This is a genomic window from Saccharothrix mutabilis subsp. mutabilis, from assembly GCF_039521145.1.
Lineage (GTDB): Bacteria > Actinomycetota > Actinomycetes > Mycobacteriales > Pseudonocardiaceae > Actinosynnema > Actinosynnema mutabilis.
On record NZ_BAAABU010000001.1, the window covers coordinates 481,425 to 496,397 of the forward strand.

Consider the following 14,973-nt stretch of genomic DNA (forward strand, 5'->3'; position numbering starts at 1 on the left):
TTACTTTTCACGGGGAATCCCTGCCTCCCTTCGAGGAGAACCCCCATGTCAAGACTGTTGAGACCGTTCGTCGTCGCGGCGGCGCTGGCGGCCGGTGTCGCCACGGCCCCGGCGTCCGCCGCGCCCGCCGGTCAGGACGCCGAGATCCTGTCGGCGATCCAGCGGGACCTCGGCCTGTCCGCCGACCAGGCCCGCGCCCGGCTGGCCGCCGACTCCGCGTCCAGCATCCAGGCGGGCGACCTGCGCAAACGCCTCGCGGACCGGTTCGGCGGGGCGTGGATCGACGCGGCCGGCACCCTGCGGGTCGCCGTCACCGACGCCGCCGCCCTGCCCGGCGCCCGGGTGGTGGCGCGCAGCGAGCGCGAGCTGGACGCCCTGAAGTCCAAGTTGGACGGTCGGGCGGCGTCCGCGCCCGTCCCCGCGGTCGGCTGGTACGTGGACGTGGCCACCAACTCCGTGGTCGTGAAGTCGCACCCGGCCAAGCTCGCCGCCGCCCGCGCGTTCGTCGCGGCCAGCGGCGTCCCGGCGGCGGCCGTGCGGCACGTGACCACCGACGAGTCGCCCCGGCCGCTGATCGACGTCATCGGCGGCAACGCCTACAACATCGGCAGCGGCAGCCGGTGCTCGGTGGGCTTCTCGGTCAACGGCGGCTTCGTCACCGCCGGGCACTGCGGCTCGACCGGGGCCACCACGTCCAACCCGAGCGGCACCTTCCGCGGTTCGTCCTTCCCCGGCAACGACTACGCCTGGGTGCAGGTCGCGGCCGGCAACACCCCGCGCGGCCTGGTCAACAACTACTCCGGCGGCACGGTGTCGGTAGCGGGTTCGCAGGACGCCGCCGTCGGCGCGACGGTGTGCCGCTCGGGCTCCACCACGGGCTGGCACTGCGGCCGGATCCAGGCGCGCAACTCGTCGGTGACCTACCCGCAGGGCACGGTGACCGGTCTGATCCAGACCACCGTGTGCGCCGAACCGGGCGACTCCGGCGGCTCCCTGCTGGCCGGCAACCAGGCCCAGGGCGTGACCTCCGGCGGTTCGGGCAACTGCTCCTCGGGCGGCACCACGTACTTCCAGCCGGTCAACGAGATCCTGCAGGCCTACGGCCTGACCCTGATCACCGGCGGTGGCGGCGACCCCAACCCGCCGACCGGCTGCTCGTCGTCGGAGGCCACGTTCAACGGGTCGCTGGCCGCGGGCGGCCAGGCGTACCAGCCCAACGGCAGCTACTACCAGTCCACGGTCTCCGGCGCGCACGTCGGCTGCCTGGTCGGCCCGACCGGCGCGGACTACGACCTGTACCTGCAAAAGTGGAACGGCAGCTCGTGGGCCGTGGTGGCGAAGGCCGACAGCCCGTCGGCGACGGAGTCGCTGACCTACAACGGCACCCCGGGCTACTACCGCTACCGGGTCCACGCCTACAGCGGCTCGGGCTCCTACACCCTGGGCATCACCAACCCCTAGCCTCCAGGGTCTGGTGACCAAGCGGTCCCGCGCCGCCGTCCCCCCGGCGCGGGACCGCTACGGGTCCACCACCTGGGTCGAGTCGCCGTCCAGCGGGATCCCCGTTCGGGTGACGTGGCGATACGCAGCGTCAGTCACCCTATCGAGCGGGTGTGGAACCGGTGGAGCCGTGCCGATGTCGGGGAAGTCAACGTGATCGGTCCCCAAAAGGTTAGGAACATCGTGTCTGCACACCGCACCCGCGGAATCCTGCGTGCCGCCGCCCTCCTCGCCGTCGGTGCCTCGCCGCTGATGGCCGGTGCCGGCTCCGCGGCGGCCCAGCCGCTCGACCTCGCCGAGGGCAAGCTGGGCGAAGCGCCGAAGGTCGACCTCGACGTGACCAAGCAGGTGACCGACCTGCTGGGGTCCGAGACCCTGAAGCTGCCCTCGTCGCTGCCGTCCTCGCTGCCGGTCGCACTGCCGGAGGCCTCCGCCGCCCTCAAGGCGGACCAGGCGCCCGCAGCGGCGCAGGAGCGCAGCCTGACCGACGGCGTCGCGCTGCCCTCGACCCCGAAGGCGATCACCCCGCCGGAGATCAAGCTGCCCAACGTGCAGAAGCCGGTCCTGCCCGAGGTGCCGGAGCTGCCGAACATCGGCCAGCCCCCGGTGGACGCGCCCGAAGCGGGCTGACGTCGGCGCGGGGCCGTCCACGAGGACGGGGCGGCCCCGCGTGGTCAGTCGGTCATCTCGCGCACCAGCAGCGCCACGTACAGCGAGAGCACCGACTCCGGGTCCTCCAGCGACACCCCGAGCACCTGCTCGATCCGCGCCAGCTGCTGGTAGTACGCCGTCCGCGACAGGTGCGCCGCCGCTGCCGCCGCCGACTTGTTGCCCCCGGCCTCGCAGTAGCACCGCAACAGCTCCAGCAACCGGCTGCCCTGGCCCGCGTCGCGCGACGCCAGCGCCCCCAGCTCCCGCTCCGCGAACGCGCGCACCCGCTCGTCCTCGCGCAACAGGTGCAGCAGGCCACGCAGCCGCACGTCGTCCAGCCGGTGGTAGAGCCGGGTCCCGGGGGAGCGCAGCGCGGCACCCGCGACGTGCGCCGCCTCCCCGAGGCTGCGCCGCACGTCGGGCACGGCCGACACGGTCGTCCCGACGGCCATCACCACCGGCAGCGCGTGCTGGGTCGCGGCGGCGGACCGGTGGACCTCCCGCGCGAGCCGCCGCAGCACCCCGTCGAGCCCGGCGGCGGGCGGCAGCGAGAGCAGCGCCCGCACGCTCGTGTCGTCCACGACCCCGACCAGCGCGGGCACGGTCACCCGCCGCGTGGCCAGCGCCGTCGCCTCGGCCAGGTCCCGCAACACCTCCTGCGTGGCCAACGCCTGCGCGGGCGTCGACGCCGTCCCCGGCCGGATCGCGACCCCGACCAGTTGGCGGCGCTCCACCGGCACGCCCAGCGCGGCGGCCCGCGCGGGCAGGTCGTGCGGCGGGTGCCCCAACAGCTGGGTCAACAGGGTCCGGTGGGTCTGGCGTTCCAGCGACTCCCGGTCCCGCGCCACCAGCCGGTGCACGGCCAGCGCCGACGCGGCCCGCTCGGCGACGACGACCAGCCGGTGCGGCGGCGGTTCCGGCGTGACCACCACCAGCCGGCCCCAGTCCGCCCCGCGCGCCCCGACGACGGTGACCAGCCACCCCGCCCCTTCGTGGTAGGCCGTCCGCTCCGGCACGGTCACCGCGTGCGACCGCGCGCCCCAGTCGGCCAGCAGCGCGGTCGGGTCCTGCCCGGCGGCGTCGTAGGCGAGCACCTCGTGCCCGAGGGTCTCCAGCACCACCGGCAGCCCGGACGTCCGGGCCACCTCGCGCAGCACCTCCGCCGGTTCGGCGCCCGCCACGGTCAGCGCGGTGAACGTCTCGTGCACCTGCTCGGCCGCGCGCAGCTCGTCGAGCTGGGCGTCCACGATCAGCGACACCACCGCCTCGGTCACCGCCACGAACCGCGTCTCCCGCGCCAGCGCCACCAGCGGCAGCCCGTGCCGCTCGGCGGCGGCCACCAACGCCCCCGGCACCCCGTCGCTCCACCGCCGCACCAGCTCCACGACCAGCCCCGACGCGCCCACCGCCGCGAGGTCGTCCACGTACTTTCGCAGGCCGGCGTCGTCGTCGGGCAGAGCGATCCCGGTGGTCAGGACCAGCTCGCCGCCGCGCAGCAGGTGCGCGATGTCGGCGACCTCCGCCGCGTGCACCCACCGCACCCGCCGCTGCATCCCGGCCGCGCCCGCGAGGACCCTCGGCTCGCCGCGCCGGACGACGGGCAGGGCGAGCGCTTCGGCGACCGTGGGGTACATGGACACAACGTAATGCGATGTCCCGAAAAGCGGTACAGGTTGTGCATGGCGGCGTCGCGCGGTCCCGACCAGACTCCGTGGGCAGGGATGGTGACGAGGAGGACGCGATGTCAGCGACCGAAGGCGATCTGTTGGCCCGGCACCGCGCGGTGATGCCCCGGTGGCTCGCCCTGTACTACGACAACCCGATCGAGTTGGCCAGCGCCTCCGGGCGGCGGGTGACCGACCGCGACGGCCGCACCTACCTGGACTTCTTCGCGGGCATCCTGACCAACGCCATCGGCTACGACGTGGCCGAGATCAGCGACGCGGTGCGCGGCCAGCTGGCCACCGGCGTCCTGCACACCTCCACGCTCTACCTGATCCGGTCCCAGGTCGAGCTGGCGGAGAAGATCGCCGAGCTGTCCGGCATCCCGGACGCCAAGGTCTTCTTCACCAACTCCGGTACCGAGGCGAACGAGACCGCGCTCATGCTCGCCACCCGGTTCCGCCGCAGCGACCAGGTGCTGGCGCTGCGCAACTCCTACCACGGGCGCTCGTTCGCGAGCCAGGCGATCACCGGCAACCGGGGCTGGTCGGCGTCCTCGCTCAGCCCGGTGAAGGTCAGCTGGGTGCACGGCGGCTACCGGTTCCGCAGCCCCTTCAAGGACTACTCCGACGCCGACTACGTCAAGGCCTGCGTCGCCGACCTGCGCGAGGTCATCGAGACGACCACGGCCGGGGACGTGGCGTGCATGATCGCCGAGCCGATCCAGGGCGTGGGCGGGTTCGCCACCCCGCCGGACGGGCTGTTCGGCGCGTTCAAGGAAGTGCTCGACGAGTACGGCATCCTGTTCGTCTCCGACGAGGTCCAGACCGGGTGGGGCCGGACCGGGTCGCACTTCTGGGGCATCCAGGCGCACGGCGTCACGCCCGACGCCATGACCTTCGCCAAGGGCCTGGGCAACGGCCTGGCCATCGGCGGCGTGGTCGCGCGCGGCGACCTGATGGACTGCATCACCGCCAACTCCATCTCCACCTTCGGCGGAAACCCGGTCTCCACCACGGGCGCGCTGGCGACCCTGAACTTCCTGCTGGACAACGACTTGCAGCAGAACGCCGAGAAGATGGGCGAACGGCTCATCGACGGCCTGCGCGCCATCGCCGAGGACCGCCCGGCCGTCGGGGACGTGCGCGGCAAGGGCCTGATGGTCGGTGTCGAACTGGTCGGGCCGGGCGGTGAGCCGGACGCGAAGAAGGCGGCCGGCGTGCTGGAGGGCGCGCGGGAACGCGGGTTGCTGGTGGGCAAGGGCGGCTTGTACGGCAACGTGATTCGGCTCGCGCCGCCGATGACGGTGACCGAGGACGAGGTCGAGGAAGCGCTGGGCATCCTGGGGGACGTGCTGTGAGGATCACGCACTGGATCGGCGGGAAGTCGTGGAACGGCGAGGGGTCGAGGGCGGGTGACGTCTACGACCCGGCGACCGGGCGGGTGGCGGCGCGGGTGAACTTCGCTGACGCGTCCACTGTGGACGAGGCGGTCGCGGCGGCGCGGGCGGCTTTCACGTCCTGGCGCGGCGCTTCCCTGGCGCGGCGGGCCAACGTCATGTTCGCGTTCCGGGAGCTGCTGAACGCCCGCAAGGCCGAGCTGGCCGAGATCGTGACCGCCGAGCACGGCAAGGTGCTGTCGGACGCGGCCGGGGAGGTCCAGCGGGCGTTGGAGGCGGTGGAGTTCGCCTGCGGCGTACCGCACCTGCTCAAGGGCGGGTTCAGCGAGAACGCCTCCACGCGCGTGGACGTGTACTCCATCCAGCAGCCGCTGGGCGTCGTCGGCGTGATCTCGCCGTTCAACTTCCCCGCGATGGTGCCGTTGTGGTTCGTGCCCAACGCGATCGCGTGCGGCAACACCGTCGTGCTCAAGCCCTCGGAGAAGGACCCCTCGGCGTCGGTGTTCATCGCGGAGCTGTTCGCGGAGGCCGGGCTGCCCGACGGGGTGCTCAACGTGGTGCACGGGGACAAGGTGGCCGTGGACCGGATGCTGGAGCACCCGGACGTCAAGGCGGTGTCGTTCGTGGGGTCGACACCGATCGCCCGGTACGTCTACGAGACGGGCACGCGGCACGGCAAGCGCGTGCAGGCGTTGGGCGGGGCCAAGAACCACATGGTGGTCCTGCCCGACGCGGACCTGGACCTCGCGGCGGACGCGGCGGTGTCGGCCGGGTTCGGCTCGGCCGGCGAGCGGTGCATGGCCATCTCGGTGGTGGTCGCGGTGGACCCGGTGGGCGACGAGCTGGTGGCCAAGATCAAGGAGCGCATCGCCGCCCTGCACGTGGGCGACGGCCGGCGGCCGGGGTGCGAGATGGGGCCGCTGGTGACCGGTGCGCACCGGGACCGGGTCGTGTCCTATGTGGACGCCGGGGTCGCCGAAGGCGCCGCGCTGGTGGTCGACGGGCGCGGGCACCCGATCGACGGCGCCGCCGAGGGCTTCTGGCTGGGGCCGACCCTGTTCGACCACGTCGGCCCGGACATGTCGGTCTACCGCGACGAGATCTTCGGCCCGGTGCTGTCGGTCCTGCGCACGGCGACCTACGACGACGCCCTGGACGTGGTCAACGCGAACCCGTACGGCAACGGCACCGCCATCTTCACCAACGACGGCGGCGCGGCGCGGCGGTTCCAGAACGAGGTCGAGGTCGGGATGGTCGGTGTTAACGTGCCGATCCCAGTGCCGGTGGCATATTACTCTTTTGGTGGCTGGAAGGACTCGCTGTTCGGCGATTCGCACGCTTACGGCCCCGAGGGCGTCCACTTCTTCACCCGCACCAAGGTCGTGACCGGCCGGTGGCTCGACCCGTCCCACGGCGGCGTGAACCTGGGTTTCCCGCAGAACACCTGAGCACCGTTCACACGGCGGCGATCCATTCGGTCATCCGATCGGGATCGCCGCCGTGTCGCATTTCCAACGCGAAATTCTTCCGGTTTGGACCGAAACCCCGCGAAGGGCTAGGGTCCCACGACGTCGTCGGTCCGGTTCGGGTTCGCCGGACTCGTCCGAACGCGAATCCGGCTAGGAGTTCACAGGTGGTCATCACCCGCCACGGCGACTCGCCCGGTCTCGTGCTGACCGGGATCATCGAGCTGTCGGACCTGGAAAGACTGCGCGCCGCGCTGCTCGACGCGGCGCGACCGGGGCACCCCGAGGTGGTGCTCGACCTCATTGGCGTCCCGTTCCTGCGAATAGCGGAGCTGCGCACGATCGTGACCACGGCACAAGAACTCGCGCACGGGGGCCACCGCCTGCTCCTCCACCTCGCGCCCCACCACGAATGGGCGATCAACGCCGTCGGCTGGGCCGGCGCCCCCGGTCTCGTCCTGGCGAACGGAGACTTGCCGCGATGAGCAACGAGAACTTCCGCCACCACGCGGCGGTGTACGCGGACGACCGGGAATTCCTGGCGATGGCGGTGCCGTTCGTGCGAGGGGGTGTCGAGCGCGGGGAACCGGTGCTGGTCACCACCACGCCGGCGAACTTCGAATTGCTGAGCTCGGCCTTGGGTGGTGCCGTGGGATTCGACTACGCGGAGACGGCGTACTTCGGCCGCCGGCCGCCGGAACGGGCCGCGGAATTCTTCCGGTACTGGCGGCGCAGGGCCGCCGAGGCGCCGGTGCGCAACGTGCGCGTGCTGGCCGAACCGCTGTGGGCGGGCCGCACCGAGCGCGACGCGCGGGCGTGGCGGCGCATGGAGTCCGGCCTCAACGTCGTCCTCGCCGACACCAACGTGTGGATGATCTGCCCGTACGACGCGCGGGTGGTGCCCGAGGAGGGCCTGGACCACGCGCTGCGCACCCACCCCGAGCACGTGCGGGGCGAGGAGGTCCTGCCCTCGCCCGCCTACGTCGACCCCGAGGAGTACGCGCGGGGCTGCGACGCCGCGCCCATGCCGCCGCGACCGGAGCACGCCAGAGTCCTGCCGCTGCGCGGCGACCCCCACGCGTTGCGCCGGTTCGTCGTCGAGCAGGCGGGCGAACTCGGCCTGTCCGAGCAGCGTTCGGCGTTGTTGACCGTGGCCCTGGGCGAGGCGCTGCGGTTCGTCCGCGACGACGGCTACGTGGCGCTGTGGCCGAACCAGGGCTCGGTGGTGTGCGAACTGGGCGGTGCGCCCGTCGGCGACCTCGCGCCGTTCGCCGGCTTCACACCGCCCGAGCTGCACCGCCCGGGCACACCGGGGGAGGGGCTGTGGGTGACCCGGCAGATCTGCGAGGCCGTGGACGTGCGCGCCGAGCGCGGAACCGTGGTCCTGCGGCTCCAGATGCCGGGCCCGCGGTCGGCGGAGGCCGTGGGCCCGGTTCGCTGGTGAGCGGTCACTTCGCTTGCGCGGCGGCCAGGGACGCGGGCAGCGGGTCGTAGCGGCAGAAGCGGCGGGTGTAGGTGCCGGTGCCCGAGGTCAGGGAGCGCAGTTCGATCGCGTACCGGAGCAGTTCGGTCTGCGGCACCTCGGCGCGGATGACCGTGTAGCCGGCCGTGTCCGCCTCGGTGCCCAGGACCCGCCCGCGCCGGCCGGACAGGTCGCCCAGGACGGTGCCCAGGTGGTCGTCGGGCAGGCGGATGGACACCTCGTCGACCGGTTCCAGCAGCTGGATCTTCCCGTTGGCGGCGGCGTCCTTCAGGGCCAGTGAACCGGCGGTCTGGAAGGCCGCGTCGGAAGAGTCGACCGAGTGGGCCTTGCCGTCCACGAGGGTGACCTTCACGTCGACCACCGGGTAGCCGCCCTGCAGCCCGCGGTCGAGCTGGGCCCGCACGCCCTTCTCCACGCTCGGGATGAACTGGTTCGGGATCGCGCCACCGACGATCTTGTCCACGAACTGGAAGCCCGAACCCCGGGGCAGCGGTTCGACGACGATGTCGCACACCGCGTACTGGCCGTGCCCGCCGGACTGCTTGACGTGCCGGCCGTGGCCCTTGGACTGCGCGGCGAACGTCTCGCGCAGCGCCACCCGGACCGGCTCGGTGTCCACCTCGGCGCCGCCGGCGCGCAGCCGGGCCAGGACCACGTCCGCGTGCGCCTCGCCCATGCACCACAGGACCAGTTGGTGGGTCTCGGCGTTGCGCTCCAGGCGCAGGGTCGGGTCGCCGGCCACCAGCTTGCCCAGGTTGCGCGCCAGGTTGTCCTCGTCGCTGCGCGAGCGCGGCACGACCGCGACCGGCAGCAGCGGTTCGGGCATCTCCCAGGGGGCCATCAGCAGCGGCTTCTCCGGCGCGGAGACCGTGTCGCCGGTCTCGGCCGAGCCCAGCTTGGTCAACGCGCACAGGTCGCCCGCCACGCAGTACGGGACCTCACGGAGGTTCGCGCCCAGCGGCGAGTAGACGTGCGCCACGCGTTCGTCGGCGTCGTGGTCCTCGTGGCCCCGGTCGGCCATGCCGTGGCCGGAGACGTGGACGGGCCGTTCCGGGCGCAGGGTGCCGGAGAACACGCGGACCAGGGACACCCGGCCGACGTAGGAGTCCACGGCGGTGCGGACGACCTCGGCCACCAGCGGGCCGTTCGGGTCCGCGGCCAGCCGCGGGTGGGGGATGCCGTCGACGCCGGTGACGTCGGGCAGGTCGTGTTCCAGCGGGGACGGGAACGCGCGGGCGATGCCGTCGAGCAGCTCCGGCAGGCCCTGGCCGGTCAGCGCGCACACCGGCATGACCGGGTGGAAGGAGCCGCGCGCCACGGCGGTCTCCAGGTCGGCGATCAGGGTCGCCTGGTCGATCTCCTCGCCGCCCAGGTAGCGGTCCATGAGGGTCTCGTCCTCGCTCTCGGCGATGATCCCCTCGATCAGGGCGTTGCGCTGCTCCTCGTAGCGCGGGTCGTCGGTGGTGAGCAGGCCGACCAGGCCGCCGTCGTCGCCGGGCAGGTACAGCGGCACCACGCCCGCGCCGAACGCCTCCTGGCACGCGGCGATCTCCGCCACCACGTCGGCGCGGTGGTGGTCGGTGCGGGCGATCACCACCGCGCGCGGCATCCCGACGGCCGCGCACTCCTCCCACAGCGCCACGGTGGACGCGTCCACGCCCTCCGCCGCGCTCACCACGAACAGCGCCGCGTCGGCGGCCCGCAGCCCGGCGCGCAGCTCGCCGACGAAGTCGACGTAGCCGGGCGTGTCGATCAGGTTGATCTTCACGTCCCCGTGCTTGACGGGGGCGACGGCCAGGCCGACCGAGCGCTGCTGCCGCACGGCGGCCGGGTCGTGGTCGCAGACGGTGTTGCCCTCGGTGACCGACCCCGCCCGGGTCAGGACGCCCGTGGTGGCGAGCAGGGCCTCGGTGAGCGTCGTCTTGCCGGAGCCGGACGGGCCGACCAGCACGACGTTGCGGACCTTGGCCGGGTCGTCCACAGCGACCGCGCCTGCCGAGTGGGTGTTGTCGGAGGTTTTCGCTGCCATCGTGACCACCCTCCACAAGTGTTTAGTGCTCGATCTCACACCCGTGGCGGCGATGGGACAACCCCAAGTGCCCCGGCAGGAGGAACCCGGCCGGTGGTGCACGCAGAGTCACCGGCGGCCCCGGTGGATGGTGGGGACCGCGTCCGGGTGGTGCCGGGCGAGGTCGTGGAAGAAGCGGTCGGGGTCGATCGCGGCCTCCGGCGCGTGCACGCCCGGCGGCACCGAGTCGAGTTGGGCCAGCGCCAACGCCAGCGGCAGCCCGGTCGCCTCCGCCATGTCGTCCAGCAGGGTCGGGTGGTCCAGGCGCGCTTCGACGGCGTGGCCGCCGCCGGTCGCCAGGGCGAAGAAGCGCGGCAGGGTGCCGGGGCCTGCCGGGTGGCGGGTCAGCGACCGCAGCACCCGGCCCGGGGTGGGGCGGACCAGGGCGCGCGCGGCGGTGTCGGGGGTGAGCCGGCCGGTGTCGATGTCGTGGCGCAGCACGTCCAGGTAGGCGATCGTGGCGGCCGGGGCGACCATCAGGGTGGTGGCCGCGCGGGGGCGGAACGTGGTGTGGAAGGTCAGCGGTTCCGGGTGGCCGACGGTGTGGGCGGTGCCGGTCGCGCCGCTGGGGAGGGTCAGCTCCAGCGGGCGCAGGGGCGGCCGCTCGGTGATCGCGCCGCGCTCGACCACCGCGATCCGGCCGCTGATCTGGAGCATCCAGTGCACGACCGCCGCGGTGGCCGCGGGGTCGCCGTCGCCGTCGGCCGGCCAGGCGGTGTGGACCTCGTCCACGTCGGTCAACTCGCGCGCGGCCAGGACGGCCAGGAGGTTGCTCGCGCCGGGGCTCGCGCCCATGCCGACCACCGCCCGGACCCCGGCCGCGCGGGCGGAGCCGTCGAGGGCGAGCAGGTCGCGCGTGGGTTGCCAGTCGTCGCAGATGTCGAGGTAGTGGGTGCCGGTGTCGATCGCTGCTCGCAGGACCGTGGTGCCGTAGCGGTAGAAGGGGCCGACGGTGTTGAGGACGACGTCGGCGTCCTTGAGCAGGTCCCGCAAGGACTTCTCGTCGGTGATGTCCACGCGGGCGCCGCCCGCGCGGTCGGCGATCACCACCTCGCGCACCCGCGGCAGGTTGGCCGCGACCCGGGCCGCCACCGCGCCCGTCGCGCCCGCGCCGCCCAGCGCCACGACCCTCATCGGACCCGCTCCAGGAAGCGGACCTGGTCGTCCAGGACGCCCGGGGCGAACAGCGCGCGCGGGGCGGCGACGGCCGTGGCGGCGAGGACGAGGTCGTTGGTGTCGCGGGTCAGGCCGTGGGTCGCGTTCGGGTAGCGGTGGACCTCCAGGTCGCCGATCAGCCGGCGGTAGGTGGTCTCGGTCTCGGCGATGTCCACGTTGCGGTCGTGCTCGCCCAGCAGGAGCAGCACCGGGGCCCGCACGCGGGCCAGGTCTGCGGTCGCGTCGGACCGGTGGTTGGCCAGCACGAAGCGCCAGCGGTCCGGGGTCATCTCCCGGTCGCCGGTGGCGTTCCGGTACTCCTCGAACGAGACGTTCCGGCGGACCAGGTCCAGCCGGGTCTCGCGGCGGGCCAGGGCGGCTTCGGGGTCCTCGCCCGGCGGGAGTTCGGCCAGGAGGTTGTAGCGGCCCTGGCGCAGCCAGTTCACGGCCGTGCCCACGGCGATCACGAACGCCACGTCGGTGTCGGCGGCCACGGCGGGCATGACCCAGCCGGCCTGGCTCGCGCCCCACAGGCCGACGCGGTCCGGGTCCACCTCGGGTCGGGTCCTGGCCCAGGCGAGCGCCCGGCGCACCTCGTCGGCGCGGTCGGCCATGCTCTGGTGCAGCCAGTTGCCCGGCGCGCCCGCGACGCCCGGCTTGTCCCACGACAGCGAGGCGTACCCGGCGCGGGCGAAGGCCTCCCACAGCGGCCTGTAGAAGGTGTCGTGGGTGGCGTCCACCGGGCCGTCGCCGTGGACGAACACCACCAGGCCGTGCCGGTCGCCGGTCCGCGGGCGGGCCAGGACGGCGCGCAGGTCGCCGATCTCGACCCGTTCCTCCCTGAGCGCGTAGTCGTGCTGGTAGACGACCCACCCCGTGGCGACGAGCGCCAGGATCAGGAGCGCCGCCAGGGTCTTCCACAACTTCCTCATGCATCCCCCAAACTATCGTTCTCGCTACGAGCGTAGTAGATTTGAACACATGGACGTGGAAGTGCCCACCAGGACGGTCGTGGAAGCGCTCGTGAGGCCGGACGGGACGGTGGACGCGGGGGAGCTGTACGACGTCGCGGGCGCGCTCGGGATGTCGGACCAGCAGGTGCGGCTGTGCCTGAAGCGGCTGGTGGCGGAGGGGAAGTTCAGCCAGGACGGGCGCGGGCGGCGGGCCGTGCTGCGGATGACGCCCGAGGCGTTGCGGGCGGCCGAGCCGGACGTGGAGTTCGTGCGGTTCATGTACCGGCAGGACGCGGGGGAGGTGACGTGGGACGGCGTGTGGCACCTGGTGGCGTTCGGGGTGCCGGAGTCGCAGCGGCCCGCGCGGGACGCGTTGCGCGACGCGATCGTCCGGTTCGGCGGTGCGGCGCTGCACGGCGGGCTCTACGTGTCGCCGCACGACTGGGAGGAGTTGGTCGAGGGTGAGGCGTCGCGGCTGGGGGTGGCGGCCTCGGTCACCTTCCTGACCAGCGCGGACCTGCGGGTCGGGGCCGAGCGGGACCCGGCGGCGCTGGCCGCGCGGCTGTGGCCGTTGGCCGAGGTCGCCGCTCGGCACGAGCGGTTGGCCGAGGTGGCGCGGGTGCGGCTGCGGCTGCTGGGCGAGGAGCCGGACCGCACGGCGTTGCTGCGCATCGCGGTCGAGGTGGCGGCGGAGTTCACGCGGGCCGTGGAGCCGGACCCGTTGTTGCCGCCGGAGCTGCTGCCCCAGCCGTGGGCGGGCGCGCGGGCGCGGGCGCTGGTCGCGCGGTGCTGGGCGGCGCTGGCCCGGCGGTCGGACGAGCTGCCGGCCCTCTTCCAGACCTACACGGGTGTGATCCGCTCGGACGTGGTGTAGGCCACTACCTGCGGCGCAGCGTGGAGTGGCCTGCCGAAAACGTGTCGGAGTGGCCTTCTTGGAGGGTCCACGTCGCACGTACGATTGGCCTGTTCGACTCCTCGACTTCGAAAGGTTCGCCGTGACCACTGAAACCGACTCCGGCACCCACGCCACCGGCACCTCCCGCGTGAAGCGCGGCATGGCGGAGATGCTCAAGGGCGGCGTGATCATGGACGTGGTCACGCCCGAGCAGGCCAAGATCGCCGAGGACGCCGGCGCGGTGGCCGTCATGGCGCTCGAACGCGTGCCCGCCGACATCCGCGCGCAGGGCGGCGTGTCCCGGATGAGCGACCCGGACATGATCGACGGCATCATCAACGCGGTGTCGATCCCGGTCATGGCCAAGGCCCGGATCGGTCACTTCGTCGAGGCCCAGGTGCTGCAGTCGCTGGGCGTGGACTACGTCGACGAGTCCGAGGTGCTGACCCCGGCCGACTACGCCAACCACATCGACAAGTGGCAGTTCACCGTGCCCTTCGTGTGCGGCGCGACCAACCTGGGCGAGGCGCTGCGCCGCATCACCGAGGGCGCGGCCATGATCCGGTCGAAGGGCGAGGCCGGCACCGGCGACGTCTCCAACGCCACCACCCACATGCGCAAGATCCGCGCCGAGATCCGCCGGCTGCAGAACCTGCCGACCGACGAGCTGTACGTGGCGGCCAAGGAGTTGCAGGCGCCGTACGAGCTGGTCCGCGAGGTGGCGGAGGCCGGCAAGCTCCCGGTCGTGCTGTTCACGGCGGGCGGCATCGCCACCCCGGCCGACGCGGCGATGATGATGCAGCTGGGCGCCGAGGGCGTGTTCGTGGGCTCGGGCATCTTCAAGTCCGGCAACCCGGCGCAGCGCGCGGAGGCCATCGTGAAGGCGACGACCTTCTACGACGACCCGGACGTGATCGCCAAGGTCTCGCGCGGCCTGGGCGAGGCCATGGTCGGCATCAACGTCGACGAGATCCCCCAGCCGCACCGGCTGGCGGAGCGCGGCTGGTAGTCCAGCGCCGTCCCGCACCGCGGCCCCGGCACCCCGCCGGGGCCGCGGTCGCGTGTTCAGGAGGTGAGCGAGCGTGCCGCGGGGTGTCGCCGAAACGGTGGGGGCGTGGCGGAGGTCGGCGTTGACGGAACTGCCTCTCAGATGTGCTCCATGATCAGCACGACCGAGGTGTTCGGCTCCAGTGCCTGGGCCTTGTGCGGCACGTCGCCCGGGTACATGGCGTAGTCGCCCGGCCCCAGTTCGACCGGGTCGCTGTTCGGCCCCGTCAGCACCCGCCCCCGGCTGACGATCGCGTGCTCCACCGTCCCCGGCATGTGCGGCTCCGACTCGCGGGGGTTGCCGGGTTCCAGGTCCAGCACGTAGATGTCCCGCCGCGCCCCCGGTGGGCAGGACGCCAGCAGCGTCGCGGTGTAGTGGGCGCGCTCCGAGTAGATCGCAGGGCCCTGACCAGCGCGGATCACCTGAACACGCGTCGTCGGCGGGTCCACCAGGCGGCTGAAGGGCACCCCCAGGGCCACGCCCAGCGCCCACAGCGTCTCCACGCTCGGGTTGCCCGTGCCCGCCTCCAACTGCGACAGCGTGGACTTCGCGATCCCCGCCCGCTTCGCCAGCTCGCTCAACGACAGCCCGACGCGGTCGCGTTCGCGGCGCAGGGAAGCGGCGATGACCTCCAGCGGCGCACCTGTGTTCGGCATGACAGTCCAATCGTTCGCCTTGACGAACGGCCCGACA

13 protein-coding genes are annotated in these 14,973 nt (G+C 73.0%); 8 read left to right on the forward strand and 5 right to left on the reverse strand.

The annotated features are described in order from the left end of the window. The first annotated feature begins 45 nt into the window (after window positions 1-45). Window positions 46-1,461, forward strand: coding sequence for a S1 family peptidase (locus ABD126_RS02300; RefSeq protein ID WP_343931877.1), 1,416 nt, complete (start codon window positions 46-48; stop codon window positions 1,459-1,461). A 222-nt stretch (window positions 1,462-1,683) separates the two neighbouring features. Beyond that, window positions 1,684-2,130 (forward strand): hypothetical protein, encoded by a 447-nt coding sequence (locus ABD126_RS02305; protein ID WP_343931879.1) that lies wholly within the window; start codon window positions 1,684-1,686, stop codon window positions 2,128-2,130. 44 nt (window positions 2,131-2,174) lie between these two features. On the opposite strand, the gene ABD126_RS02310 is transcribed toward ABD126_RS02305, so the two are convergent. Further along, entirely contained in the window at window positions 2,175-3,785 is a 1,611-nt protein-coding gene (locus tag ABD126_RS02310; RefSeq protein ID WP_343931881.1) for a PucR family transcriptional regulator, read from the reverse strand. 107 nt (window positions 3,786-3,892) lie between these two features. On the opposite strand from ABD126_RS02310, the gene ABD126_RS02315 reads away from it, so the two are divergent. The 4 genes from ABD126_RS02315 (at window position 3,893) to ABD126_RS02330 (ending at window position 8,122) form a co-directional block, all read left to right on the forward strand. Next, window positions 3,893-5,173 (forward strand): aspartate aminotransferase family protein, encoded by a 1,281-nt coding sequence (locus ABD126_RS02315; RefSeq protein WP_343931882.1) that lies wholly within the window; start codon window positions 3,893-3,895, stop codon window positions 5,171-5,173. Further along, entirely contained in the window at window positions 5,170-6,660 is a 1,491-nt protein-coding gene (locus ABD126_RS02320; RefSeq protein ID WP_343931883.1) for a CoA-acylating methylmalonate-semialdehyde dehydrogenase, read from the forward strand. The genes ABD126_RS02315 and ABD126_RS02320 overlap by 4 nt, the downstream gene beginning before the upstream one ends. 185 nt (window positions 6,661-6,845) lie before the next feature. Next, a complete protein-coding gene (locus ABD126_RS02325; RefSeq protein ID WP_343931884.1) occupies window positions 6,846-7,163 on the forward strand; it encodes an STAS domain-containing protein in 318 nt (105 codons plus the stop codon). Next, window positions 7,160-8,122, forward strand: coding sequence for an anti-sigma factor RsbA family regulatory protein (locus ABD126_RS02330; RefSeq protein ID WP_343931885.1), 963 nt, complete (start codon window positions 7,160-7,162; stop codon window positions 8,120-8,122). Before ABD126_RS02325 ends, ABD126_RS02330 begins: the two co-directional genes overlap by 4 nt. Before the next feature lie 4 nt (window positions 8,123-8,126). Here ABD126_RS02330 and ABD126_RS02335 read toward each other — a convergent pair whose 3' ends face one another. From ABD126_RS02335 to ABD126_RS02345, 3 genes are all read right to left on the reverse strand, one after another. Next, window positions 8,127-10,190 (reverse strand): elongation factor G-like protein EF-G2, encoded by a 2,064-nt coding sequence (locus tag ABD126_RS02335; protein ID WP_343931886.1) that lies wholly within the window; start codon window positions 10,188-10,190, stop codon window positions 8,127-8,129. Window positions 10,191-10,298: 108 nt separating this feature from the next. Continuing rightward, window positions 10,299-11,363, reverse strand: coding sequence for a saccharopine dehydrogenase family protein (locus ABD126_RS02340; RefSeq protein WP_343931887.1), 1,065 nt, complete (start codon window positions 11,361-11,363; stop codon window positions 10,299-10,301). Further along, window positions 11,360-12,316: an alpha/beta hydrolase family protein gene (locus ABD126_RS02345; RefSeq protein WP_343931888.1), complete on the reverse strand. Its 957-nt coding sequence runs from the start codon at window positions 12,314-12,316 to the stop codon at window positions 11,360-11,362. Before ABD126_RS02345 ends, ABD126_RS02340 begins: the two co-directional genes overlap by 4 nt. Window positions 12,317-12,365: 49 nt before the next feature. Between ABD126_RS02345 and ABD126_RS02350 the strand changes: the two genes are divergently transcribed. Together ABD126_RS02350 and pdxS are read left to right on the forward strand one after the other, a co-directional pair. Further along, window positions 12,366-13,211 carry a PaaX family transcriptional regulator C-terminal domain-containing protein gene (locus tag ABD126_RS02350; RefSeq protein WP_343931889.1) on the forward strand — a complete coding sequence of 282 codons (846 nt, stop codon included), beginning with the start codon at window positions 12,366-12,368 and terminating at the stop codon, window positions 13,209-13,211. Window positions 13,212-13,332: 121 nt separating this feature from the next. Further along, window positions 13,333-14,241, forward strand: a complete 909-nt coding sequence (pdxS, locus tag ABD126_RS02355) for a pyridoxal 5'-phosphate synthase lyase subunit PdxS (protein ID WP_343931890.1) — start codon at window positions 13,333-13,335, stop codon at window positions 14,239-14,241. A 137-nt stretch (window positions 14,242-14,378) separates the two neighbouring features. On the opposite strand, the gene ABD126_RS02360 is transcribed toward pdxS, so the two are convergent. Next, window positions 14,379-14,936, reverse strand: coding sequence for a helix-turn-helix domain-containing protein (locus ABD126_RS02360; RefSeq protein ID WP_343931891.1), 558 nt, complete (start codon window positions 14,934-14,936; stop codon window positions 14,379-14,381). Between the last annotated feature and the right edge of the window lie 37 nt (window positions 14,937-14,973).

Bases quoted from the DNA above. Each gene is read 5' to 3' on its own strand.
- ABD126_RS02350 (WP_343931889.1), top strand. From the start codon at position 12,366: ATGGACGTGGAAGTGCCCACCAGGACGGTCGTGGAAGCGCTCGTGAGG.
- ABD126_RS02345 (WP_343931888.1), bottom strand. From the start codon at position 12,316: ATGAGGAAGTTGTGGAAGACCCTGGCGGCGCTCCTGATCCTGGCGCTC.
- ABD126_RS02315 (WP_343931882.1), top strand. From the start codon at position 3,893: ATGTCAGCGACCGAAGGCGATCTGTTGGCCCGGCACCGCGCGGTGATG.
- ABD126_RS02335 (WP_343931886.1), bottom strand. From the start codon at position 10,190: ATGGCAGCGAAAACCTCCGACAACACCCACTCGGCAGGCGCGGTCGCT.
- ABD126_RS02330 (WP_343931885.1), top strand. From the start codon at position 7,160: ATGAGCAACGAGAACTTCCGCCACCACGCGGCGGTGTACGCGGACGAC.
- ABD126_RS02310 (WP_343931881.1), bottom strand. From the start codon at position 3,785: ATGTACCCCACGGTCGCCGAAGCGCTCGCCCTGCCCGTCGTCCGGCGC.
- ABD126_RS02300 (WP_343931877.1), top strand. From the start codon at position 46: ATGTCAAGACTGTTGAGACCGTTCGTCGTCGCGGCGGCGCTGGCGGCC.
- ABD126_RS02360 (WP_343931891.1), bottom strand. From the start codon at position 14,936: ATGCCGAACACAGGTGCGCCGCTGGAGGTCATCGCCGCTTCCCTGCGC.
- ABD126_RS02340 (WP_343931887.1), bottom strand. From the start codon at position 11,363: ATGAGGGTCGTGGCGCTGGGCGGCGCGGGCGCGACGGGCGCGGTGGCG.